General features: G+C 71.2%; 12 protein-coding genes. 11 read left to right on the top strand and 1 reads right to left on the bottom strand.

Translation table 11 applies throughout. From position 1 onward, the window contains the following. Positions 1 to 328: 328 nt before the first annotated feature. From FHX40_RS04930 to FHX40_RS24940, 9 genes are all read left to right on the top strand, one after another. Positions 329 to 2,155 (top strand): substrate-binding and VWA domain-containing protein, encoded by a 1,827-nt coding sequence (locus FHX40_RS04930; protein ID WP_142258514.1) that lies wholly within the window; start codon positions 329 to 331, stop codon positions 2,153 to 2,155. 189 nt (positions 2,156 to 2,344) lie between these two features. Next, the gene (locus tag FHX40_RS04925; protein WP_142258513.1) at positions 2,345 to 4,120 is read left to right on the top strand and encodes a sigma-70 family RNA polymerase sigma factor; all 1,776 of its coding nucleotides are present in this window, start codon (positions 2,345 to 2,347) and stop codon (positions 4,118 to 4,120) included. A 686-nt stretch (positions 4,121 to 4,806) separates the two neighbouring features. Further along, positions 4,807 to 5,181: a hypothetical protein gene (locus FHX40_RS04920; protein ID WP_142258512.1), complete on the top strand. Its 375-nt coding sequence runs from the start codon at positions 4,807 to 4,809 to the stop codon at positions 5,179 to 5,181. Next, on the top strand, positions 5,178 to 6,299 hold the full coding sequence (locus tag FHX40_RS04915) for a GNAT family N-acetyltransferase (RefSeq protein WP_142258511.1): 1,122 nt from the start codon (positions 5,178 to 5,180) through the stop codon (positions 6,297 to 6,299). The genes FHX40_RS04920 and FHX40_RS04915 overlap by 4 nt, the downstream gene beginning before the upstream one ends. A 142-nt stretch (positions 6,300 to 6,441) precedes the next feature. After that, a complete protein-coding gene (locus FHX40_RS04910) occupies positions 6,442 to 7,278 on the top strand; it encodes a glycosyltransferase family 2 protein (RefSeq protein ID WP_142258510.1) in 837 nt (278 codons plus the stop codon). After that, entirely contained in the window at positions 7,275 to 8,234 is a 960-nt protein-coding gene (locus FHX40_RS04905; protein ID WP_142258509.1) for a glycosyltransferase family 2 protein, read from the top strand. The genes FHX40_RS04910 and FHX40_RS04905 overlap by 4 nt, the downstream gene beginning before the upstream one ends. Before the next feature lie 6 nt (positions 8,235 to 8,240). Further along, positions 8,241 to 9,035 carry a polysaccharide deacetylase family protein gene (locus FHX40_RS04900; RefSeq protein WP_142258508.1) on the top strand — a complete coding sequence of 265 codons (795 nt, stop codon included), beginning with the start codon at positions 8,241 to 8,243 and terminating at the stop codon, positions 9,033 to 9,035. A 206-nt stretch (positions 9,036 to 9,241) separates the two neighbouring features. Beyond that, on the top strand, positions 9,242 to 10,681 hold the full coding sequence (locus tag FHX40_RS04895; protein ID WP_142258507.1) for a lipopolysaccharide biosynthesis protein: 1,440 nt from the start codon (positions 9,242 to 9,244) through the stop codon (positions 10,679 to 10,681). Positions 10,682 to 10,731: 50 nt separating this feature from the next. Next, complete coding sequence (locus FHX40_RS24940; RefSeq protein ID WP_170198716.1) at positions 10,732 to 14,622, top strand: hypothetical protein; 3,891 nt, start codon at positions 10,732 to 10,734, stop codon at positions 14,620 to 14,622. Here FHX40_RS24940 and FHX40_RS04885 read toward each other — a convergent pair. Then, complete coding sequence (locus FHX40_RS04885) at positions 14,597 to 16,039, bottom strand: GH39 family glycosyl hydrolase (RefSeq protein ID WP_170198715.1); 1,443 nt, start codon at positions 16,037 to 16,039, stop codon at positions 14,597 to 14,599. The genes FHX40_RS24940 and FHX40_RS04885 overlap by 26 nt on opposite strands. A gap of 314 nt (positions 16,040 to 16,353) precedes the next feature. On the opposite strand from FHX40_RS04885, the gene FHX40_RS04880 reads away from it, so the two are divergent. Beyond that, the gene (locus tag FHX40_RS04880; RefSeq protein ID WP_211350161.1) at positions 16,354 to 16,938 is read left to right on the top strand and encodes a hypothetical protein; all 585 of its coding nucleotides are present in this window, start codon (positions 16,354 to 16,356) and stop codon (positions 16,936 to 16,938) included. Positions 16,939 to 17,080: 142 nt separating this feature from the next. Next, positions 17,081 to 18,163 carry a GNAT family N-acetyltransferase gene (locus FHX40_RS04875; RefSeq protein ID WP_170198714.1) on the top strand — a complete coding sequence of 361 codons (1,083 nt, stop codon included), beginning with the start codon at positions 17,081 to 17,083 and terminating at the stop codon, positions 18,161 to 18,163. The last annotated feature ends 234 nt before the right edge of the window (positions 18,164 to 18,397 follow it).

Raw genomic sequence — 18,397 nt, 5'->3', positions numbered from 1 at the left:
GTCGGCGCGCCGCGGGGCCGGGATCGCCACGGGGCGTTCATCGATGACGGACATGAGCGGACACCTTCCGCCGGCATGCGTCGGGGCATCGCGAAGGACTCGCGTTCGAAACTCACGATACATCGCATCTTCTACGCGATGTATCGTGTTTTCTGACTACTTTCCGCACACGTCCGGACGTCTTCCGTGGTCATTCCAGGAAAGCCGCCCTTTCGCTCCGTAAAGCCGACCAGTATGGTTCCTTAGGCATTTACGACGTTCCCCCCATCCTGGGGAACGACGGCGCGTACCGTCTGGGGGAACGGCAACGACATCACGAGAGGTCATCGTGGGCGGACGCCACCGTTGGGATGAACAGGATGGCGGCTACACCCCCTACACCGCGCCGCCGCAGCCACGCCGGAGGACGGGCACGGGCCGCATCCTCGCGCCCCTCGCGGGCGCGCTCGCGCTCATCGTGCTCGCCGCCGTCGGCGCATATGTGATCGTCAACCGGGGCGAGGAGTGCTCCGACCAGCGCATCGCGCTCCAGGTCATGACCTCACCCGACATCCGGCCGGTCGTGGCCGCGGCCGCCGAGCGGTTCAGCCGTTCGCAGACCAAGGTCGACGACCGGTGCGTCACGGTCAACGTCAAGGACGCCGACCCGGCGAGCGTGGCGAACGCGCTCGCGGGCACCGGCCCCACCGACATCGGCAACGTCGACGCCGACATCTGGATCCCGGACTCGAGCGTGTGGGTGACCAAGCTCAAGGCGAGCGCCACCGCGCGGGTCCCGGGCACGATCGTGGGCACGATCGCGCGCTCGCCGGTGGTGCTCGCCGCCCCGAAGTCGGCGGTGGCCGACCTGGAGGAGGTGCTCGGCGAGGCGAGCTGGGACGGGATCATGGCCGCGGCCAACGCCGCCGACCCGGACGGCGTCGCGAGCAAGGTGCGGGTGCTCGCGCTCGACCCGACGCGCAACGCCGCCGGCCTGACCGCCCTGCTCGCCGGCGCGGACGTGATGCGCCGTGGCGGGGCGAACAACGCGCAGTTCGCCGGCGTGCTGCGGCGGCTGTCGGAGTCCACGGTGAGCACCCCGGCGGGCCTGTTCGCGAGCATGGCGAAGCGGTCCTCCCGGACCCCGATCGGCATCGCCAGCGAGCAGGCGATCTGGGCCTACAACCGGCAGAAGCGTCCGAAGGACCCGATGGTCGCCCTCTATCCCAAGGAGGGCACCCTCGCGCTCGACTACCCGATCGTGGTCGCCACCAAGGACATCGCGGTCGGCCGGGCCGCGGAGCTGTTCAAGCAGGAGCTCACCTCGGCCGAGTCGGCGAAGGTGCTCCAGCGGCACGGCTTCCGCACCCCGGCGGGCCAGGGCGACCCGCGCACCCTCACCGCGGCCCACGGCGTCTCGGCCGCGGCGGTGCGCGCGCTGAAGGAGCCGGACGCGGGCAACGTCACCCAGGTGTCCCAGGCCTGGTCGCGGCTGAAGCTCGGCTTCCGCATGCTGTCGCTCATCGACGTCTCCGGCACGATGGCGCTCACCCCGCCGGGCACGAACCTCACCCGGATGCAGCTGATCGCGCGGGCCTCCATCGAGGGGCTCAAGCTCTTCCCGGACAAGGCCGAGATCGGCACCTGGATCTTCTCCACCCACCTCAACGGGCGGGGCGTCGACTACAAGGAGGTCATCCCCATCGGCCCGCTCGGCGCGAAGCTCGGGGACGTCACCCGCCGCGAGGCGATCGTCCGGCAGATGAGCACGATCAAGGCGTGGCCGAGGGGGGACACCGGGCTCAACGACACCCTCGCCGCGGCCTACGCCAAGATGAAGGCGGAGTACGAGCCCGACAAGGTCAACACGATCCTCATCTTCACCGACGGCATCGGCAACGACGACCCGGATGGCGGCATCTCCAACGCCGAGATCCTCCGCCTGCTGCGCCGGGAGTTCGACAGCTCGCAGCCGGTGAGCATCCTCATCGTGGCGCTGGGCGCCGACGACCCGGCCGGGCGGCGGCAGATGCGGGCGATCGCGTCGGCCACGGGAGGCGCGGCGTACTTCCCGCGCACGCCCATGGAGATCCGCAAGGTGTTCCTCGAGGGAATCTCCCGCCGGCTCTGCGCGCCGGACTGCGAATCCCGCGCGGGCACCAGCGGCACGCAGTGAGGCCACTGTAAACACAACTGTCACATCAGTCGCAATGGCCGCAGATTTCACCATTTTCGCAGGCCAACAAGATGTTGTTATGCCCGGGAATGTGAACCGATAAACGCGGCACGGCGTCCTAACTCGCGTGAGGGGCGGGCTCCGCAAGGGGGTGGAGCCGCGACGCCCCGTCGCACGGGGGAGGACCAGTTGCCCGCATGGCCCGACACCGGCCGCGCCACGCCGCGCAGGCCGGCCGATCCGGTACGGCCCGGCGACGCCGAGGGGGCGGCGTCGCAGCTCTACGACGCCTACGCCGACCGGCTGAACGACTACGCCGTCTCGCTGCTGCACGACCAGGACGCCGCGGCCGCGGTGGTGCACGACACGATCGTCACCGCGTTCGTCCGCGCCGACCGGCCCGCCGAGCCGGGCCGGCTGCGCACCTGGCTGTACGCCGTGGTCCGCCGCCTCTGCCGGGCGCGCGGCCGCGCCGCCGCGCGGGCCGACGCGCCGACCGCCCCGCTGCCGGCCGGCGCCGGCACGGCCGCGTACCCGGCCGGCGGGGGCGCGCCGCAGGAGCCGGTGAGCGTCTCCGACGCCGACCCCGAGCTGGCGACGCTGGTGCACCGGGCGCTCGCCGAGCTCGACCCGGCCGACCGGGAGGTGCTCGACCTGGCGATCCGGCACGGTCTGGGCGAGGCCGAGACCGCCGCCGTGGTCGGCGCCACGCCCCGGCGGATCGGCGCGCGCCTCGCCCACGCCCGCGAGCATCTGGAGAACGCGGCCGCCGTGCTCGTGCTCGCCCGTACCGGGCGCGCCCACTGCCCCGGCCTGTCGGCGATGCTCGACGGCCGGCAGGGGCCGCTCACCGAGCCGCTCCGGCGGCGCGTCGCCCGGCACGTGTCCGCCTGCGCGGAGTGCACCGAGGCCCGCCGGAGGCGGGTGTCCGCGGTCCGGCTGCTCGACCTGATCCCGATCATGTACGCCCCGCTGTCGCTGCGCCGCCGGGTGCTCGACACCTGTGCCGACCCCGCCCGCGCGGCCGCGGCCGCCCTCGGCGACGAGCACTTCGGCCCGGACGGCCTGCCGGCCCCGCCCGACCGGCGGCGCGGCGGCCGGTCCCGCGGTGGACGCCGGGGCCGGCGCGCGGCCCCGGCACGGCCGCGCCGTACGTTCACCCTGGTGAGCGTGCTCGCCTGCCTCGGCCTCGGCATCGGCACGCTGCTCGGGGCGACCTACCTCGACGCCACGCGCACCGGCCGGGGCGCCCAGCCCTTGGTGCTGCCCACCCCGACCCCGGACGCGGGCGGCACGGACGCCCAGGGCACCGACACCGGCACCCTCGCCCCGGACGGCGGGCGCACCGGTGGCGCCCCGGAGGAGACGGCCGACCCCGAGGACGCGGCCACCCGCCGCGCCCCGGAGGAACCCGCCGAGCCCCGCGACGACGTTCCGGCGCGCACCCCGCTGGTGCGCGTCTCGGCCATCCCGCGGTCCGGTCCGGCCACGTCCCCGCCGCCCCGCCCCCGGCCCCGGGCCTCCTCCCGGCCGGCGCCGCCGCGCCCGGTCACGCCCGGGCTCGCGGTGAGCTGCCCCGCGACGCTCGGCGACGACCGCACGGGGGTGATCCGCATCGCGGCGCGCGGCGCCACCCTCGCCTGGCGCGCCACCACAACCGGCGACCTCGTGCTCAGCCCCGCGCGCGGGCGGCTCAAGGCCGGGGCGAGCGCGCTCCTCACCGTGACCGCAGAGGGGCCCGATCCCGGGCGCGGCGTGATCAGATTCGAGTCGAGCCGCGGGGCGCGTACCTGCACGATCTCGTGGCACGGCGAATCGCCGTCGCCGTCCGATTCCCCCACGCAGGATGAGAGCCCGGCCCCGGATTCCCCTCCGTCGCCCGGCCCGTCGTCCGGCGACGACCCGGTGACCGCCGATCCGGACGACGCCACCGCGAGCGAAACTGTTTCGTCCGACAATTCATGACTAGTAACGATAATTTAGGTACTAGTACGAAGTGGCCATGCCTTATTGCGACGAATTAGCTAGTACCGGTTCAAATCCCGTAATCGCCACAAATCGCGTCGAGTGGATTCACACGACGGAGACACCGAGACCTTGATCACGCCGCGACGCGCGCCCGCGTCCCGGGGCGGCGCCACCGGACCGCGCGGCCACCGTCCCCCAGGGGCACCCCGCACACCCGCCGGACCGCGGGTCCGGGCGCGCCGGACGCAACCGGCCGCTCCACTGACCAGCCTTTGACCTGCGGGAATGCGCGCGCCAACAGCACATCGATCAGCGAAAAGGCCCATACAGGCACAATTCGACAGCAATCGCACAAGATCGTGCGTCAGTAGGTAATATCTGATAACGCGTGGGTCAACGTCGTAACACGCTCCGTGACAGTCCGCGACCGAGGCCGTAGTCTCTTGCCCGCAGACGAGGCGGATGCGGGACATCTCCGAGTGGGCCGACCGGACCGTTTCGAGAGATGCGGACGGGGCGCAGCGACAACAGTGGGATACACCACACTGACGTTCTCTTGGCGCTCCGGTAAACCGACGAGCGGCGCAAAGCGTCGCCATTGACGCGCAGTTGAGAGGGTTGGTGCTATGAATGAAGCGATCAACCCCGCCTAAAGTGGGCTTTGTCGGCCGGAGCCAGGAGAGATGATCAAGTACCGTAACGTGATCAAGTGGACGCTCGCCGCGGCGTGCGTCTCGGGGGCGGTGATCGCGCTCGCGGATATCGACACGCCCCTGCGCCCGGTTTTGACGACGTTGTTCCTCTTGGTGGTTCCGGCCGCCTCTGTCGTCGGACTGTTGCGTGATCGTGACCCGCTCGCCGTACTTACCGTGGGCGTTGCGGCGAGTCTGGGGGTGAACGTCCTACTTGCTCAGGCCATGCTCGCGTTCGGCGCATGGTCACCCCGGGCCGGGGTCGCGACCGTGGCGGTGTTGGCAGGATTCATGTACGTACTTCGCTCGCTCTACCGAGGCAACGGCGACAGCGTGCATAGCGAACAGGGGGCCGGGTCGAGGTGAAGATCACGATCACACGCCCGGGCGAGCTCGGGGAGCCGGAGCTCGCACGATGGCGCGAGCTGCAGAAGGCGTCGCCGGCACTGGACAACCCGTTCCTGTCCGTGGAGTTCGCGCTCGCCATGGACCGGTTGCGCGACTACGTACGGCTCGCCGTCATCGAGGACGCCAACCGGATCGTGGGCTTCCTCCCGTTCGAGCGGCACGCCTTCGGCATCGGCAAGCCACTCGGCACCTGGCTGACCACCTGCCACGGGCTGATCTCCGAGCCCGACCTGCGGCTGGACGCGCGCGCCCTGCTGCGCTCCTGCGGGCTGACCGTGTTCGACTTCGACCACATGGTCGCCGGCCAGCCGACGTGGAAGGAGTTCGAGTCGGCCATCCGCGAGGCGCCGATCATGGACTTCACGGCGGGGTTCCAGGCCTACCTCGACCAGGTGAAGGCGAACTCGCCGAAGAACTACAAGACCATCCGCTACAAGGAGCGGAAGCTCGGCCGGGAGCAGGGCGAGCTCCGCTTCGAGTGGGCGAGCCGCGACACGCGGACGATGCGGATCCTCATGGGCTGGAAGTCGGACCAGTACCGCCGTACCGGACGGGTGGACCGGTTCGCCCAGCCGTGGATCGTCCGGCTCATCGACGAGCTGCACGCCGTCGAGACCCCCGACTTCGGTGGCGTGCTCACCATGCTCTACGCCGGTGACACCCCCGTCGCCGGACACTTCGGGCTGCGGACCGCCACCACCATGGTCGGCTGGTTCCCCGCCTACGACGTCGAGTACGCCCGCTACTCGCCCGGCATCACCCACCACCTGCACATGGCCGAGCACGCGGCCGCGAACGGCCTGCTGCACGTGGACATGGGCAAGGGGGGCCGGGAGTACAAGAGCTGGCTCAAGAACAACGCTGTGCTCGTCTCCGAGGGCCGGGTGTCCCGGCCGTCGGCGGCGGCCGCAGTGCACTGGATGGGGCGGGCCCCGGTCAACAAGGCCCGCAACATCGTCGTGGAGCGACCGTCGCTCTACCGCCTGGCCGACCGACTACTCAAACGGTTCGGCCGGGTTCGTACCTCGCTGCTCCATTCGGAGTCACCCTACGAGGAACCCTCGGGAGCGCGATAGATATCGTCGTCGTTCCCGTACCTATAACTGCACACACACTGCACCCTTGCTGTCTCTGACCGGGATGGAGCCCGCTCCGTCCAGTCGCGCCGGTCCGTTGGCAGTCTCCCGCTGATGACGACCGCCCGGAAGGACCCACCTAATGAGTCCCGAGATGACAAAAACCACCGCTAAGCCTCAGGTGACCAATCTGAGGCAGATGCCGAGCCTTGACCGTTACACTCCTCTTACCCCGGAAGTGGCGATTTCACCCACGGTGAGTGTCGTCATTCCGGCGATGAACGAGGCGGAGAACCTGCCGCACGTCTTCGCGACCATCCCGCACTGGGTCCACGAGGTCATCCTGGTCGACGGCCACTCGACGGACGACACCGTGGCCGTGGCGCGCCGCCTGCGCCCGGGCATCCGGATCGTGCAGCAACCCGGCAAGGGGAAGGGGAACGCCCTCGCCGCCGGCTTCGCGGCGTGCACCGGCGACATCATCGTGATGATCGACGCCGACGGCTCCACCGACGGCCGCGAGATCATCCAGTTCGTCGGCGCCCTGGTCACCGGCGCCGACTTCGTCAAGGGCTCGCGGTACGCCGCGGGCGGCGGCAGCGACGACCTCACCTTCACCCGCCGCCTCGGCAACACGATCCTGCGCGGCCTGGTGAACAGGCTGTACGGCACGCAGTACACCGACCTGTGCTACGGCTACAACGCGTTCTGGGCCCGCCACCTCGACGTGCTCGACATCGACTGCGACGGCTTCGAGGTGGAGACCGTGATGAACATCCGGGCCGCCAAGGCCGGGCTGAAGGTCCAGGAGGTGCCGAGCCGGGAACGGTCCCGGATCCACGGCGAGAGCAACCTGCGGGCGATCCGGGACGGCTGGCGCGTGCTCAAGACGATCCTGCGGGAGTACCGGCGTCCGGTGCCGACGCCGCGGCCGAAGCGGGCCACGGCCACCCCCACCGCCGACCAAGGCGCGGCATGAGCATTTCGGTCGTCATCTGTGTCTACACCGAGGAGCGATGGGAGGACATCCGGGCCGCGGTCGAATCCGTGCGTAACCAGCGGCGGCAGCCGCACGAGCTGATCCTCGTGGTGGATCACAACCCGGATCTCCACCTGAGGCTCAAGCGGGAGTACCCGGACGCGCTCGTGGTGGAGAACCGCCACGAGCGCGGCCTGTCGGGCGGCAAGAACACCGGCGCCGAGGTGGCCACCGGCGACATCGTCGCGTACCTCGACGACGACGCGGTCGCCGATCCCGGCTGGCTCGAGGCGCTCGAGGACGCCATGCACGACAAGGCCGCCGGTGGCACCGTGGTCGGGGTCGGCGGACGTACCGACCCGCTGTGGGCGACCGGCCGGCGGCCCCGCTGGTTTCCGGAGGAGTTCGACTGGACGGTGGGCTGCAGCTACCGCGGCATGCCCACCACCCGGGCGCGCATCCGCAACGTCATGGGCGGGAACGCGGCCTTCCGGCGGCACCTCATCATGGAGGTCGGCGGCTTCCACACCGGGATCGGGCGCAGCGTGCAGGGCCGCAAGAGCCGCCCGCTCGGCTGCGAGGAGACCGAGTTCTGCATCCGCCTCGCCCAGCGCAGGCCCGGCTCGGTGATGCTGTTCGAGCCGCGTGCCCGGATCGGCCACAAGGTTCCGGCGGCGCGCATGCGGTTCGCGTACTTCCGCTCCCGGTGCTACGCCGAGGGCCTGTCCAAGGCGCTCGTCACCAGCAGCGTCGGCGCCGGTGACGGCCTGTCCAGCGAGCGGGCGCACGCGTTCAGGACGCTGCCGCTCGGGGTGCTCCGCAACATCGGTCAGGCGCTGCGCGGCGACGTCGCCGGCCTGGCGCGGGCGGCCGCGATCGTGATCGGGCTCGCCTGGACGGCCTGGGGTTACGCCGTGGGCACCGCGCGCATCCGCCTGCGCTCCGCCAAGAGGTGATCTTTCATGCGCGTCCCCATCCTCATGTACCACTCGATCACCGACCGCCCGAACGCGGACACCCGGCCGCACGCGGTACGGCCCGGCGACTTCGAGGAGCAGCTCGCCTACCTCACCGAGCACAGGTTCCGGCCGATCACCTTCGCCGACCTCGCCGCGGCGCTCGACGGCACCGGCCCCGCCCTGCCCGAGCGCCCGGTCGTGCTCACCTTCGACGACGGGTACGCGGACTTCCACAGCGCCGCGCTCCCGCTGCTGGAGCGGTACGGCGTGCCCGCCACGATCTTCGTGACGAGCGGCTGGCTGCGCGACGCCGGAGCCGACGCGGCGGGCCGGCCGCTCGACACCATGCTCTCCTGGTCGCAGGTGCGCGAAGTGGCCTCGGCCGGCGTGGAGATCGGCGGGCACAGCCACAGCCACCCGCAGCTCGACCAGCTCCGCGACCACGAGCTGCGCGAGGAGCTCCGGCGCAACAAGGAACTGCTGGAGGACAAGGTGGGCCGGCCGGTCACCACGATGGCCTACCCCTACGGGTACTCCAGCGCCCGGGTGCGCCGGGAGGTGCACCGGGCCGGCTACCGGGCCGCGTGCGCGGTGAACAACGCCCTCACCACCGGCCGGCACGACATGCTGGCGCTGCCCCGGCTGACGGTGGGGCGCAGCACGACCATGGGCAGGTTCCGGAAGGCGGTCGAGGGCCGGGGAGTGCCGTTGATCTACCTGAAGGAGCGCGTGCTCACCAAGGGCTACGCGGTCGTGCGCAGGACCAGGTACGCCGTGCGGCAAGTGACCGGCAAGTGACGGGCGCGAGCATGAGCCCGGAGCGCGACCCACACGACCGGGGGCCGCATGGCGAGATCGGCCACGGCGAGATCGGGTACGGCGCGGCCACCCGTGCCGCACCCGGGCGCCGCCGGTGCGGGCGGGACGCCGTACGGGCCGTGAACGGGAGCGGCGCGGGTCACCCACCCGCGCCGCCGTATGACGAAGCGGGGGGTGAGCGCGGCATGACGACGCTGACGGGCGAGGGACGGCCACCGAACGGCTCCCGCCCGGACGGCCCGGCCGCGGCCACACCGGCGGGCACGGCGCCGCCCGCGCGCCACCCGGGCCGGGCGGCGCGGCGGCGGGGCCGGCTGGCCGCCCTGCTCGACCGCCTGCCCGGGGACCTGCGCGACCCGCTGTTCCTCAACGGCTACGCGCTCATGGTCAACACCGGGATCACCGCGGTGCTCGGCATGGGCTACTGGCTGCTCGCCACGCAGTACTACTCGCCCGCGGACTTCGGCCGGAACCAGGCGGTGATCACGGCGATGCGGCTGTTCGCCTCGCTCACCGCGCTCGGGCTGACCGGGGCGCTCGCCCGCTACATCCCGCAGGCCGGGCGGCGTACCGGCGGGCTGATCGCCCGCAGCTACCTGATCGCGAGCCTGACGGCGGTCACCGCGGCGTTCTGCTTCCTGCTCACGCTGCCGATCTGGGGGCCGAACTTCTCCTCGCTCGCCGGGTTCGGGCCGGGGCTGTTCTTCCTCGCCTCGGTCGCGATCTGGGCGGTGTTCACGCTGCAGGACGTGGCGCTGGCCGGGCTGCGCAAGGCCACCTGGGTGCCGATCAACAGCCTGTGCTTCGGGCTGGTCAAGATGGCCCTGCTCGTGGCGCTGGCGTCGAGCCTGCCGCACGAGGGCATCTTCGTGTCCTGGGTGGTGCCGACCGCGATCGCGCTGATCCCGATCAACTACCTGATCTTCGGCGTGCTCGTCCCGCGGCACGTGAAGCGCACCAAGGACGTGACGAAGCCGCCCCGGCTGCGCGAGATCGGCCGCTTCCTCGCCGGCGACTACCCCGGGTCGTTCTCCATCCTGGCGATCGTCTACTTCGTCCCGGTGTACGTCGCGTCGCAGGTCGACGACGTGACGCTCGGGTACTTCGCGATGGCGCACACGCTGGGGTGCATGATCGAGACGCTGGCGATGAACATGGCCGTCTCGCTCACCGTGGAGGGGTCGTTCGACCGCTCGCAGCTCGCCGCGAACTGCCGGCGCGCGCTGCGGCGGGCGTTCCTCATCATCGGGCCGATCGCGCTCGTCACGTTCGTGGGGGCGCCGCTGATCCTGGCGGTGTTCGGCCCCGGGTACGGCGAGCACGGCGCGCCGCTGCTCCGGCTGATGGCGCTCGCCGTACTGCCCCGGGTGCTGATCGAGATCCACCTGAGCGCGCTGCGGGCGCTGGGCGAGGCCCGGCGGCTCGCCGTCATCCAGGTGGGGCTCGCCGTCCTGGTGCTGTCGGGTTCGATCACGCTGCTGCCGGTGACCGGGATCACCGCGGTGGGCTACGCGCTGCTGTTCAGCGAGCTGCTCGTCGCGGCGTTGATCTTCAAGCGGCTCCGCGCGATCCTCAGCGGCACGCCGGACGCGGCGATTTCGCGGCGGGCGGCTGAGACCGCATGATGGTTCATGTGAGTCGACGGGCGGACAAAGGTGTGACTACCGGGGGGAACGTGCCGGACACCGAGGGCGGCGAGGCGACCGACGAGGTGACCGAGGCGAGGACGTCTTCCCCCACCGCCCCTGCCACGGAGAAGAGCTCGGCGAAGACCGGTGCCGCGGCACCGGCGAGGCGGGCGGGGACGGCGACGGCGGACGACGAGTCCGGCGCCGACCCCGACTCCGGCACCGCGGCGTCCAAGGCCGAGTCCGGCGGCGACACCACGACGCTCACCATCGACCTCGACGCCGTGCTCGCCTACGGCCGGGAGCGCGCCGCCGCCGAGGCCAGAGCGGGCGAGGACGAGGCCGGCGACGCGGTCGTGCTCGCGGACCCCGACGGGGACCGCACGGACACGATCTCGCGCGACGCCATCAAGGCCGCGATCGAGGCGGCCGACCGCGCCGAGAAGGCCCGGAAGACGGCAGAGAAGCCGACCGGCACCGCCTCCGGCAAGCGCCCCACCGGCGACGCCGACAAGGCGTCTGCGGCCAAGGACGACGATGTCACCGTCGTGGCCGACGATGCCGAGGACGGCACCGCCGTCATCTCGGTCCACGACATCAAGGCCGCCATCGAGGCCGCCGACCGCGCCGAAGACGCCAAGAAGCAGGCTGGGACCGCATCGGGCAAGGGCCGCACCGGCACCGCGGACGCCGCGGGCGAGGCCGGTGACGCGAAGGCCGACGACGCCGCGGTCGTGGCCGACGAGGACGCGGACGGCACCGCCGTCATCTCGGTCCACGACATCAAGGCCGCCATCGAGGCCGCCGACCGCGCCAAGGAGCAGGCCGACGCCACGTCCGGCAAGCGCGGCGAGGCCGCGTACGGCAGGCGCGACGACGCCAAGAAGGCCCCCGCGGCCGAAGCCAAGGCCGACGATGCCACCGTCGTGGCCGATGACGACGAGGACGGCACGGCCGTCATCTCGGTCCACGACATCAAGGCCGCCATCGAGGCCGCCGACCGCGCCAAGGAGCAGGCCGACGCCACGTCCGGCAAGCGCGGCGAGGCCGCCAAGGACGCCGAGGACGACGACGCCACGGTCGTGGCCGACGAGGACGAGGACGGCACGGCCGTCATCTCGGCCCTCGACATCAAGGCCGCCATCGAGGCCGCCGACCGCGCCAAGGAGCAGGCCGACGCCGCGACCGGCAAGCGCGGCGACGCCGGCAAGGCCCGTGCGGCCGACGGCGCGCGTGCGGGCGCGGCCGCCGACGCGGCGGAAGACGACAAGACGGAAGAGAAGCAGGACTCCGGTACGGACAGCACATCGGTCGCACCGAGCGAAATGCTGCCCGAACGGGACGAGCGAGAAAGGACGAGGAAGCACGGCGACGCGGCGCCCGGAGGGACGGCGTCGCGCGTGGAGAGTTTTCCGGTACAGCAGGGTCCGGCGCCCGGCGGTGCGGGCCGCGCGCCGAGCACTCCCCGGCCGCGTCCGCCCCGGCCACAGGGCCCGGGCCCGATCCAGCGTCCGGCCCCGGGCCGGGCGCAGGGACCCGCGCAGCCCACCGCCCCGGCGGCGGGTCCGACGCAGCCGCCGGCGAAGCCGCCCACCCGGCCCCCGGCCGGGCACGCGGCGCAGGCCCAGGCCGCCGCCGCGGTGGCGAGCCCGCCCCGGCCCGCCGCGGCGCCGGTGCAGCCCACGCCGCTGGCGCCGTCCGTACCGCCGCCGTCCGGCACGTCCTGGTGGCACAAGATCACCGGCGAGATGCGCCCGGTGTCGCCGACCGGAGCCCCGGGGACGTCCGGCGACGCGCAGCAGAGCGTGCACCTGGGGCGGCTGGCGAGGTGGCTGCCGCCGCTGCTCACGCTCGAGGCGCTCATCATGTACGTCCTCGCGCTGAAGGTCTCCCCCGGATTCCTTCGCGGCGTGGACCTCGACCAGATCAACGGCCTCGGGCTGATCTCGGTGCTGCCCGGCGCGGCGCTCGCCTCGATCGTGCTGCTGCTCGCGGCGTTCTTCATCACGCTCGTGCAGAACGTCGACCGCAAGGGCGTGCTGCTGTTCCAGCTCGCCGCGATCACGTTCGCGCTGCACGGGGCCGCCGCGCTGGTCGAGGACGAGCCGCGGTTCCACACCGCGTGGGTGCACGCCGGGTTCGCCGACTACATCGGCGAGCAAGGAAAGGCGCTACCCGGCCTCGACGCCCGGTTCAGCTGGCCGGGCTTCTTCTCGGTGGCCGGGTTCGTGACCCGGGCGGGCGACATCGCGGACTTCGCGCCGATCCTCAAATGGACACCGCTCGTGTCCAACCTGCTGTACCTGGTGCCGTTCGTGCTGATCCTCCGCCAGATCGTGGCGACGACCCGGGCGCGGTGGTTCGCGGCGCTGCTGTTCGTGCTGGTGCAGTGGATCGGGCAGGACTACTTCTCCCCGCAGGGCTTCACCTACCTGCTCTACCTGAGCTTCGTCGCGGTGGTGCTGCGCTGGTTCGGCCGGGTGGAGCAGCACACCGGGCCGCTGCCGGAGAAGGGCTTCATCCGCCGCACCCTCGCCCGGCTCGACTCGCTCACCCCGGGCGAGCTGCCGCCGCAGGGCGATCCGCGCGACCGGCTGCTCGGGCTGCTGCTGCTCATCGGCCTGTTCGCGGCGACCACCGCCACCCACCAGGTGACGCCGTTCATGATGCTGGGCGCGCTGACCGGGTTCATCCTGCTGCGCCGTACCACGCTCACGCTGGCGCTGCCGGTGCTGCTCGGCACGATCGTGCTCGCCTGGCTCAGCTACCAGGCCACGCCGTACTGGAGCGGGCACTTCGACCAGCTCTTCGGCGGCATCGGCCGGATCTTCGACAACCTGCAGGAGAACACCGGCGACCGGCTCGAGGGCACCGACCCCGAGCACGTGCTCGTGCTGCAGACCCGGCTCGGCATCCTCGGCGTGATCCTGCTGCTCGCCGGGATCGGGCTGCTGCGCCGGCTGCGCCGCGGCGTGCTCGACCGGGTCGCGGTGGTGCTGCTGTGCATCCCGGTCCTCGCCCTCGCCATGCAGAGCTACGGCGGTGAGATCGGCCTGCGGGTCTACCTGTTCGCCCTGCCGGGGTCGTGCATCCTCGCCTCGTACGCGTTCTTCCCCAACCCGCAGCTCACCGTGGACGCGCCGGAGGTGTGGCCGAAGCGGGGGCGGCGGCTGAGCTTCCTGCCGCGGCTCGATCCGGTGCTGGTACGGCGGATCGCCACCGTGATCGCCGCGGCCACCTCGGTGGTGCTCGCGATGGCGTTCCTCGTCGCGCGGTACGGCAACGAGAAGTTCGAGCGCGTCACCAGCGACGAGGTGGCGGCGATGCACTACGTGTACGAGCACGACGATCCGAGCGCCCGCGTGCTCTACCTGGTGCCGTTCCTCAACCGGGAGGTCACGCCGACGATCCCGTGGCGGGAGCGGGACATCCATCTGGTCGAGTACCGCGAGGCGCTCGCGCCGCGCGACCCCACGCAGATCAACCACCTGATCGCGCAGCTGCGCGAGATGGGTCCGCAGACGTACCTGATCGCGAGCCGGGGCCAGGCGAGCTACCTGGAGCTCGCCCACGGTTACCCCGCGGACTGGGGTAAGCGCTTCCGCGAGGCGCTCGACAGGTCCCGGCAGCTCAAGCGGGTCTTCGAGAGCCGGGACGCCGCGGTCTACGTGCTGCGCTCGTATCCGCGGGGTACCGAGGTGCCCCCGCCCCTGCCGCTGGACCTGGTGGGCGACCGGGGCACGCCGCTGACCCCGTACGGCATCGGCGCGCTCGTGGTGGGCTGGATCGCGTTCTTCGGCTACGAGGTGCTGCGCCTCGGTGACCTGGAGCGGACGCGGCGGGCACGCCGGCGGTTCCTCGCCGTGGCGATACCCGCCGCGGTCGTCGCGGTCGCGGTGGTGGTCGAGCGGTTCATCGTCCTCGGCTTCGCGCAGTGACGGGCGGCGCGCCGGCCTCGGTCCGGCCGCCGTCCTGGTCCGCGCCGCGCCTGCTCCACCGGACCTCGTAGGCGTCGAGGTCGAACTCGAGGCCGTCCACGTTGACGGTGAGCGGGGCGTCGGTGGTGTTCACCATGACCATCTGGTTGTCGGTGGCGAGCACGCGGACCCGCTGGTCGCTCACCGGGACCTGCCGGATCGGCGCCCCGGCGTGGAACCACCTGGTGAAGCCGCTGAGCAGCCCCGCCATCGGCATCTCCTGGCCGGTGCCGGGCTCCCAGAGGCAGCCGGGGCAGTCGTCGCCGGCCCGGCGCTGCGGGTTCCAGTAGAGGAGGGTCTGCGCGCCGCTGCCGACGAACTCCATCATCGCGGCGGCCTGTACGGCGGTGCGCCGCCGCTCGTCCCAGTCGGCGTTGTCGGGGGCGACGTACCACTCGGCCCACCACACCGGCAGGTCACCGGCCTGCCGGCGCAGCCACTGGGTGACCGCGCCGAACTTGCCGAGCGCGGTGAACTCGTCGGGCACGACCCCGCGGTCGTTCGTCACCGAGGACCCGTCGATGACGACGAAGTCGGCGCCCTTCTTGTGCCTGAGCCAGTACGTGATCGCGTCGAGCGAGCGCTGGTCCACCACGCCCCACGGCCCCTTGAGCTCGGAGGGGTTGCGAGGCTCGGCGTGGCTGTCGATCGGCACGTACGGCCCGCCCACCTGGATCTCGGGGTTCACCTTCTTCAGCGCGTCGTAGACCCGGTTGTACAGGTCGGTGTAGGCCTCGGCGTCCCACGCGTTGCGGCTGTTGTTCCAGAACCCCTTGAACTCGTTCCAGACCAGGAAGTGCTTCACGTGCGGGTAGCGCTTCGCGATCGTGGCGGCGAGGTTCGCGAAGTCGTCGAAGTGCTCGCGCAGCGGGGCGGTCTCGATCCGGTTCCAGTTGGTGCGGCCCTCGGCTCCGCCCTTCATCCAGTCGGGCGCGCAGCACAGCGTGAGCACCGGTAGCGCCTGGGTGTCGGCCATCAGCTTGACGCGCCGGTCGAGGTCCCGGAAGTCGTACCGGCCCGGCGCGGGCTCGGGGTTGCCCGCGCCCCAGCCCATGATGTGCTGGTTCTGGATCATGGGTTGCCGGGCGAGCAGGTGGCCCGCCGGCTCGGCGGCGGAGGCGTCCTCGTTGTCCACGCTGAACTGGGTGTGGGTGACCCCCCAGCGTGGCCAGTCGCTCAGGGTGGGCGGCGCGGCGAGCGTGGGCGCGGGCTGCGGCGTGGGTGGGATGGTCGCCTCGACCCCGTCCAACCGGCCGCGCTTGGCGGCAAGCGTCAGGATGACGGCCACGAGCGCGAAGGCGATGATTCCGGCGATCACGGCCAGCGGGCCGCGGGCGAGGATGCGCCGTCGTGCGTGCCGGCCTCCGTTGACTAACACTCCGTCACCGTATCCAGGAGAACCTACAGAGCACTTGAACCCCCGTATGCTGCGGTAACGGAAGTTAGGACGCTTGACGCAGCATACAGGTGCACAAGGATCTCAAGCCCTACAAATCTTGACGGGTATGGGTAGCTGTGAATGGGTAAAAAACTGCCCAACCGAGGATTTTAGGGGGCACAGTGGCCCAAGCATGGCTACATTCCGCCGGTGTCGTTCCCGCTTCCGTCGACGGTGGGTCCATGAACGGAGGGGCCCCGCGAGCCGTATGGCTCCTGTGGCCGGCCGATCCCCACGGGATCAGCGCGAAGTCCGTGGCACAGCGTTTGGTCCAGATCGGCCGCCCCTCCCACCTGGTCTGGAATCCGGTGACCGGGGAGATCGTCCAGTCGCTCCCGGCGACCCGGGCGGCCTGCGGCCTGCCCGGTGATGTCAACCGGCACGGCCGGGTGTGCGTCCAGATCAGGGTTCTCGGTTCGGTGCACGAACCCTTCACCGACTCGAAGATGGACGGCCTCAATGAGATCCTCGCCTGGCTGGACTCCTGGAAGATCCCGCGGAGCTGGCCTGCCGGCCCGCCCTTGCCGTACCCCCACTCGGTCGCGGCGCCGCGCAGCGGCCGCGCCTGGGCCACCGGCGGCCACTTCGGCCTCTCCCAGGTCCCCGGGACGACCGAGGGCGACCCCGGCGCCATCGACATCACGCGGATCACCGGCGACGACGGGTCCTCCGTACGGGTCCCCCTGCCCCGTGTGGCACTGAACGGTGCACGCAGGGTACGGGGAGGGCAAGACCCGGCCACGTTGGCGGATGACGCCGCAAACCAGGCGATACAATCCGGCCTAGGCCATCTGGCCGGGCATGAGGTGAGCCTGGGATCCCGTCTCTCATCCGAGTGAATCGGTAATTTGCGGGGCATCTCCCAGGATCTCTTCGAGCTACGGTGAGCTTTTACTTGTCGCTTACGCGACGCCCAGCATGCTGGGTGAGTAGCGTGCACCGGCCCGCTGAGCCGCACCATCCACCCCTGATTGGGAGCTCATGCGTATCTCAGTCGTACATCCGCGCGAACTGGGAGACACCGAGATCACCGCGTGGCGGGAGCTGCAGACCTCACACCCCGCCCTCGACAATCCGTTCCTGTCTCCGGAGTTCACCATCGAGGTCGGGCGTCTGCGTGAACAGGCCCGAGTCGCGGTACTCAGCGAGGGCTCGTCGATCGTCGGGTTCTTCCCCTTCGAACGGCATCCGTTCGGGATCGGTATGCCCATCGCCGCCGGCCTGACGGACGCGCAGGGGCTGGTTCACGCCAAGGACATCGAGCTCGACCCACGGCAGCTGATCAAGGCCTGCGGCCTTTCCGTGTTCGAGTTCGACCACATGGTCGCGGGCCAGCCGCTGCTGCCGGAGCGCTATGACCGGTATCCCTCGCCGATCATGGACATGAGCGAGGGGTTCGACGCGTACATCGAGACGGTCAAGAAGAACTCCGGCAAGACCTACCGATCCACGGCCTACAAGAGCCGTAAGCTGCAGCGGGATTTCGGCACGCTCCGGCACGAGTACGGCCTGCGTGACGAGGAGCCGCTGCGCACGTTACTGCGCTGGAAGACCGACCAGTACCGGCGGACCGGCCGCAGTGACAGGTTCGCCAGGCCTTGGATCGTTCAACTGGTGCGGAACCTCGCCCAGCTCGACGGCGAGCACTTCGGCGGCGTGCTCGACATGATCTATGTCGACGACCGGCCGGTGGCGGGACACTTCGGGATCCGTACCAAGACGACCCTCGCCGGCTGGTTCCCCGCCTACGATCCGGCGTTCTCCAAGTACTCCCCCGGCCTCATCCACCACCTGGCGATGGCCGAGAAGGCCGCCCAGTCCGGCATCCGGGTGATCGACCTGGGCCGGGGCCAGAAGGAATACAAGGAGAAGCTCAAGAACGGCGAGTATCTCGTCTGTGAGGGGCGGATCGCCCTGCCGTCCCTCGGGGCGGGGCTGCACTGGCTGTCCCGGGTGCCCGTGCGTAAGGCGCGCGCGACCGTCCTCGCCAACCCGCGTCTCGCGCGAACGGCGGACCGCGCCCTGAAGACGTACGGCAAGCTCCGTACATCTCTCGCCTCCTAGACCACGACAGGGCCCGGCCGGGCCCGGCGTCCGGGACGAGCATCGCGACGACCCGCGCGCCGGCCCGGCTGACCGGCGTCGTGGCGATCATCACGCCCGTGTACGGAGTTTACATCAATTGGAACGTGCACGGCCATACTTTTCCGCACGTCCGCAACCCGAGTCACGTTCGGCCGCCCGCGTTCGCCATCGGCAAGGGCGGTCCCACCGTGCCGTCGGGTGTCGGCCCTCGCC

This window comes from Thermopolyspora flexuosa, assembly GCF_006716785.1.
Lineage (GTDB): Bacteria > Actinomycetota > Actinomycetes > Streptosporangiales > Streptosporangiaceae > Thermopolyspora > Thermopolyspora flexuosa.
The sequence above is the reverse complement of the archived record's forward strand: the minus strand, read 5'-3'. Positions and strand labels throughout refer to the sequence as shown.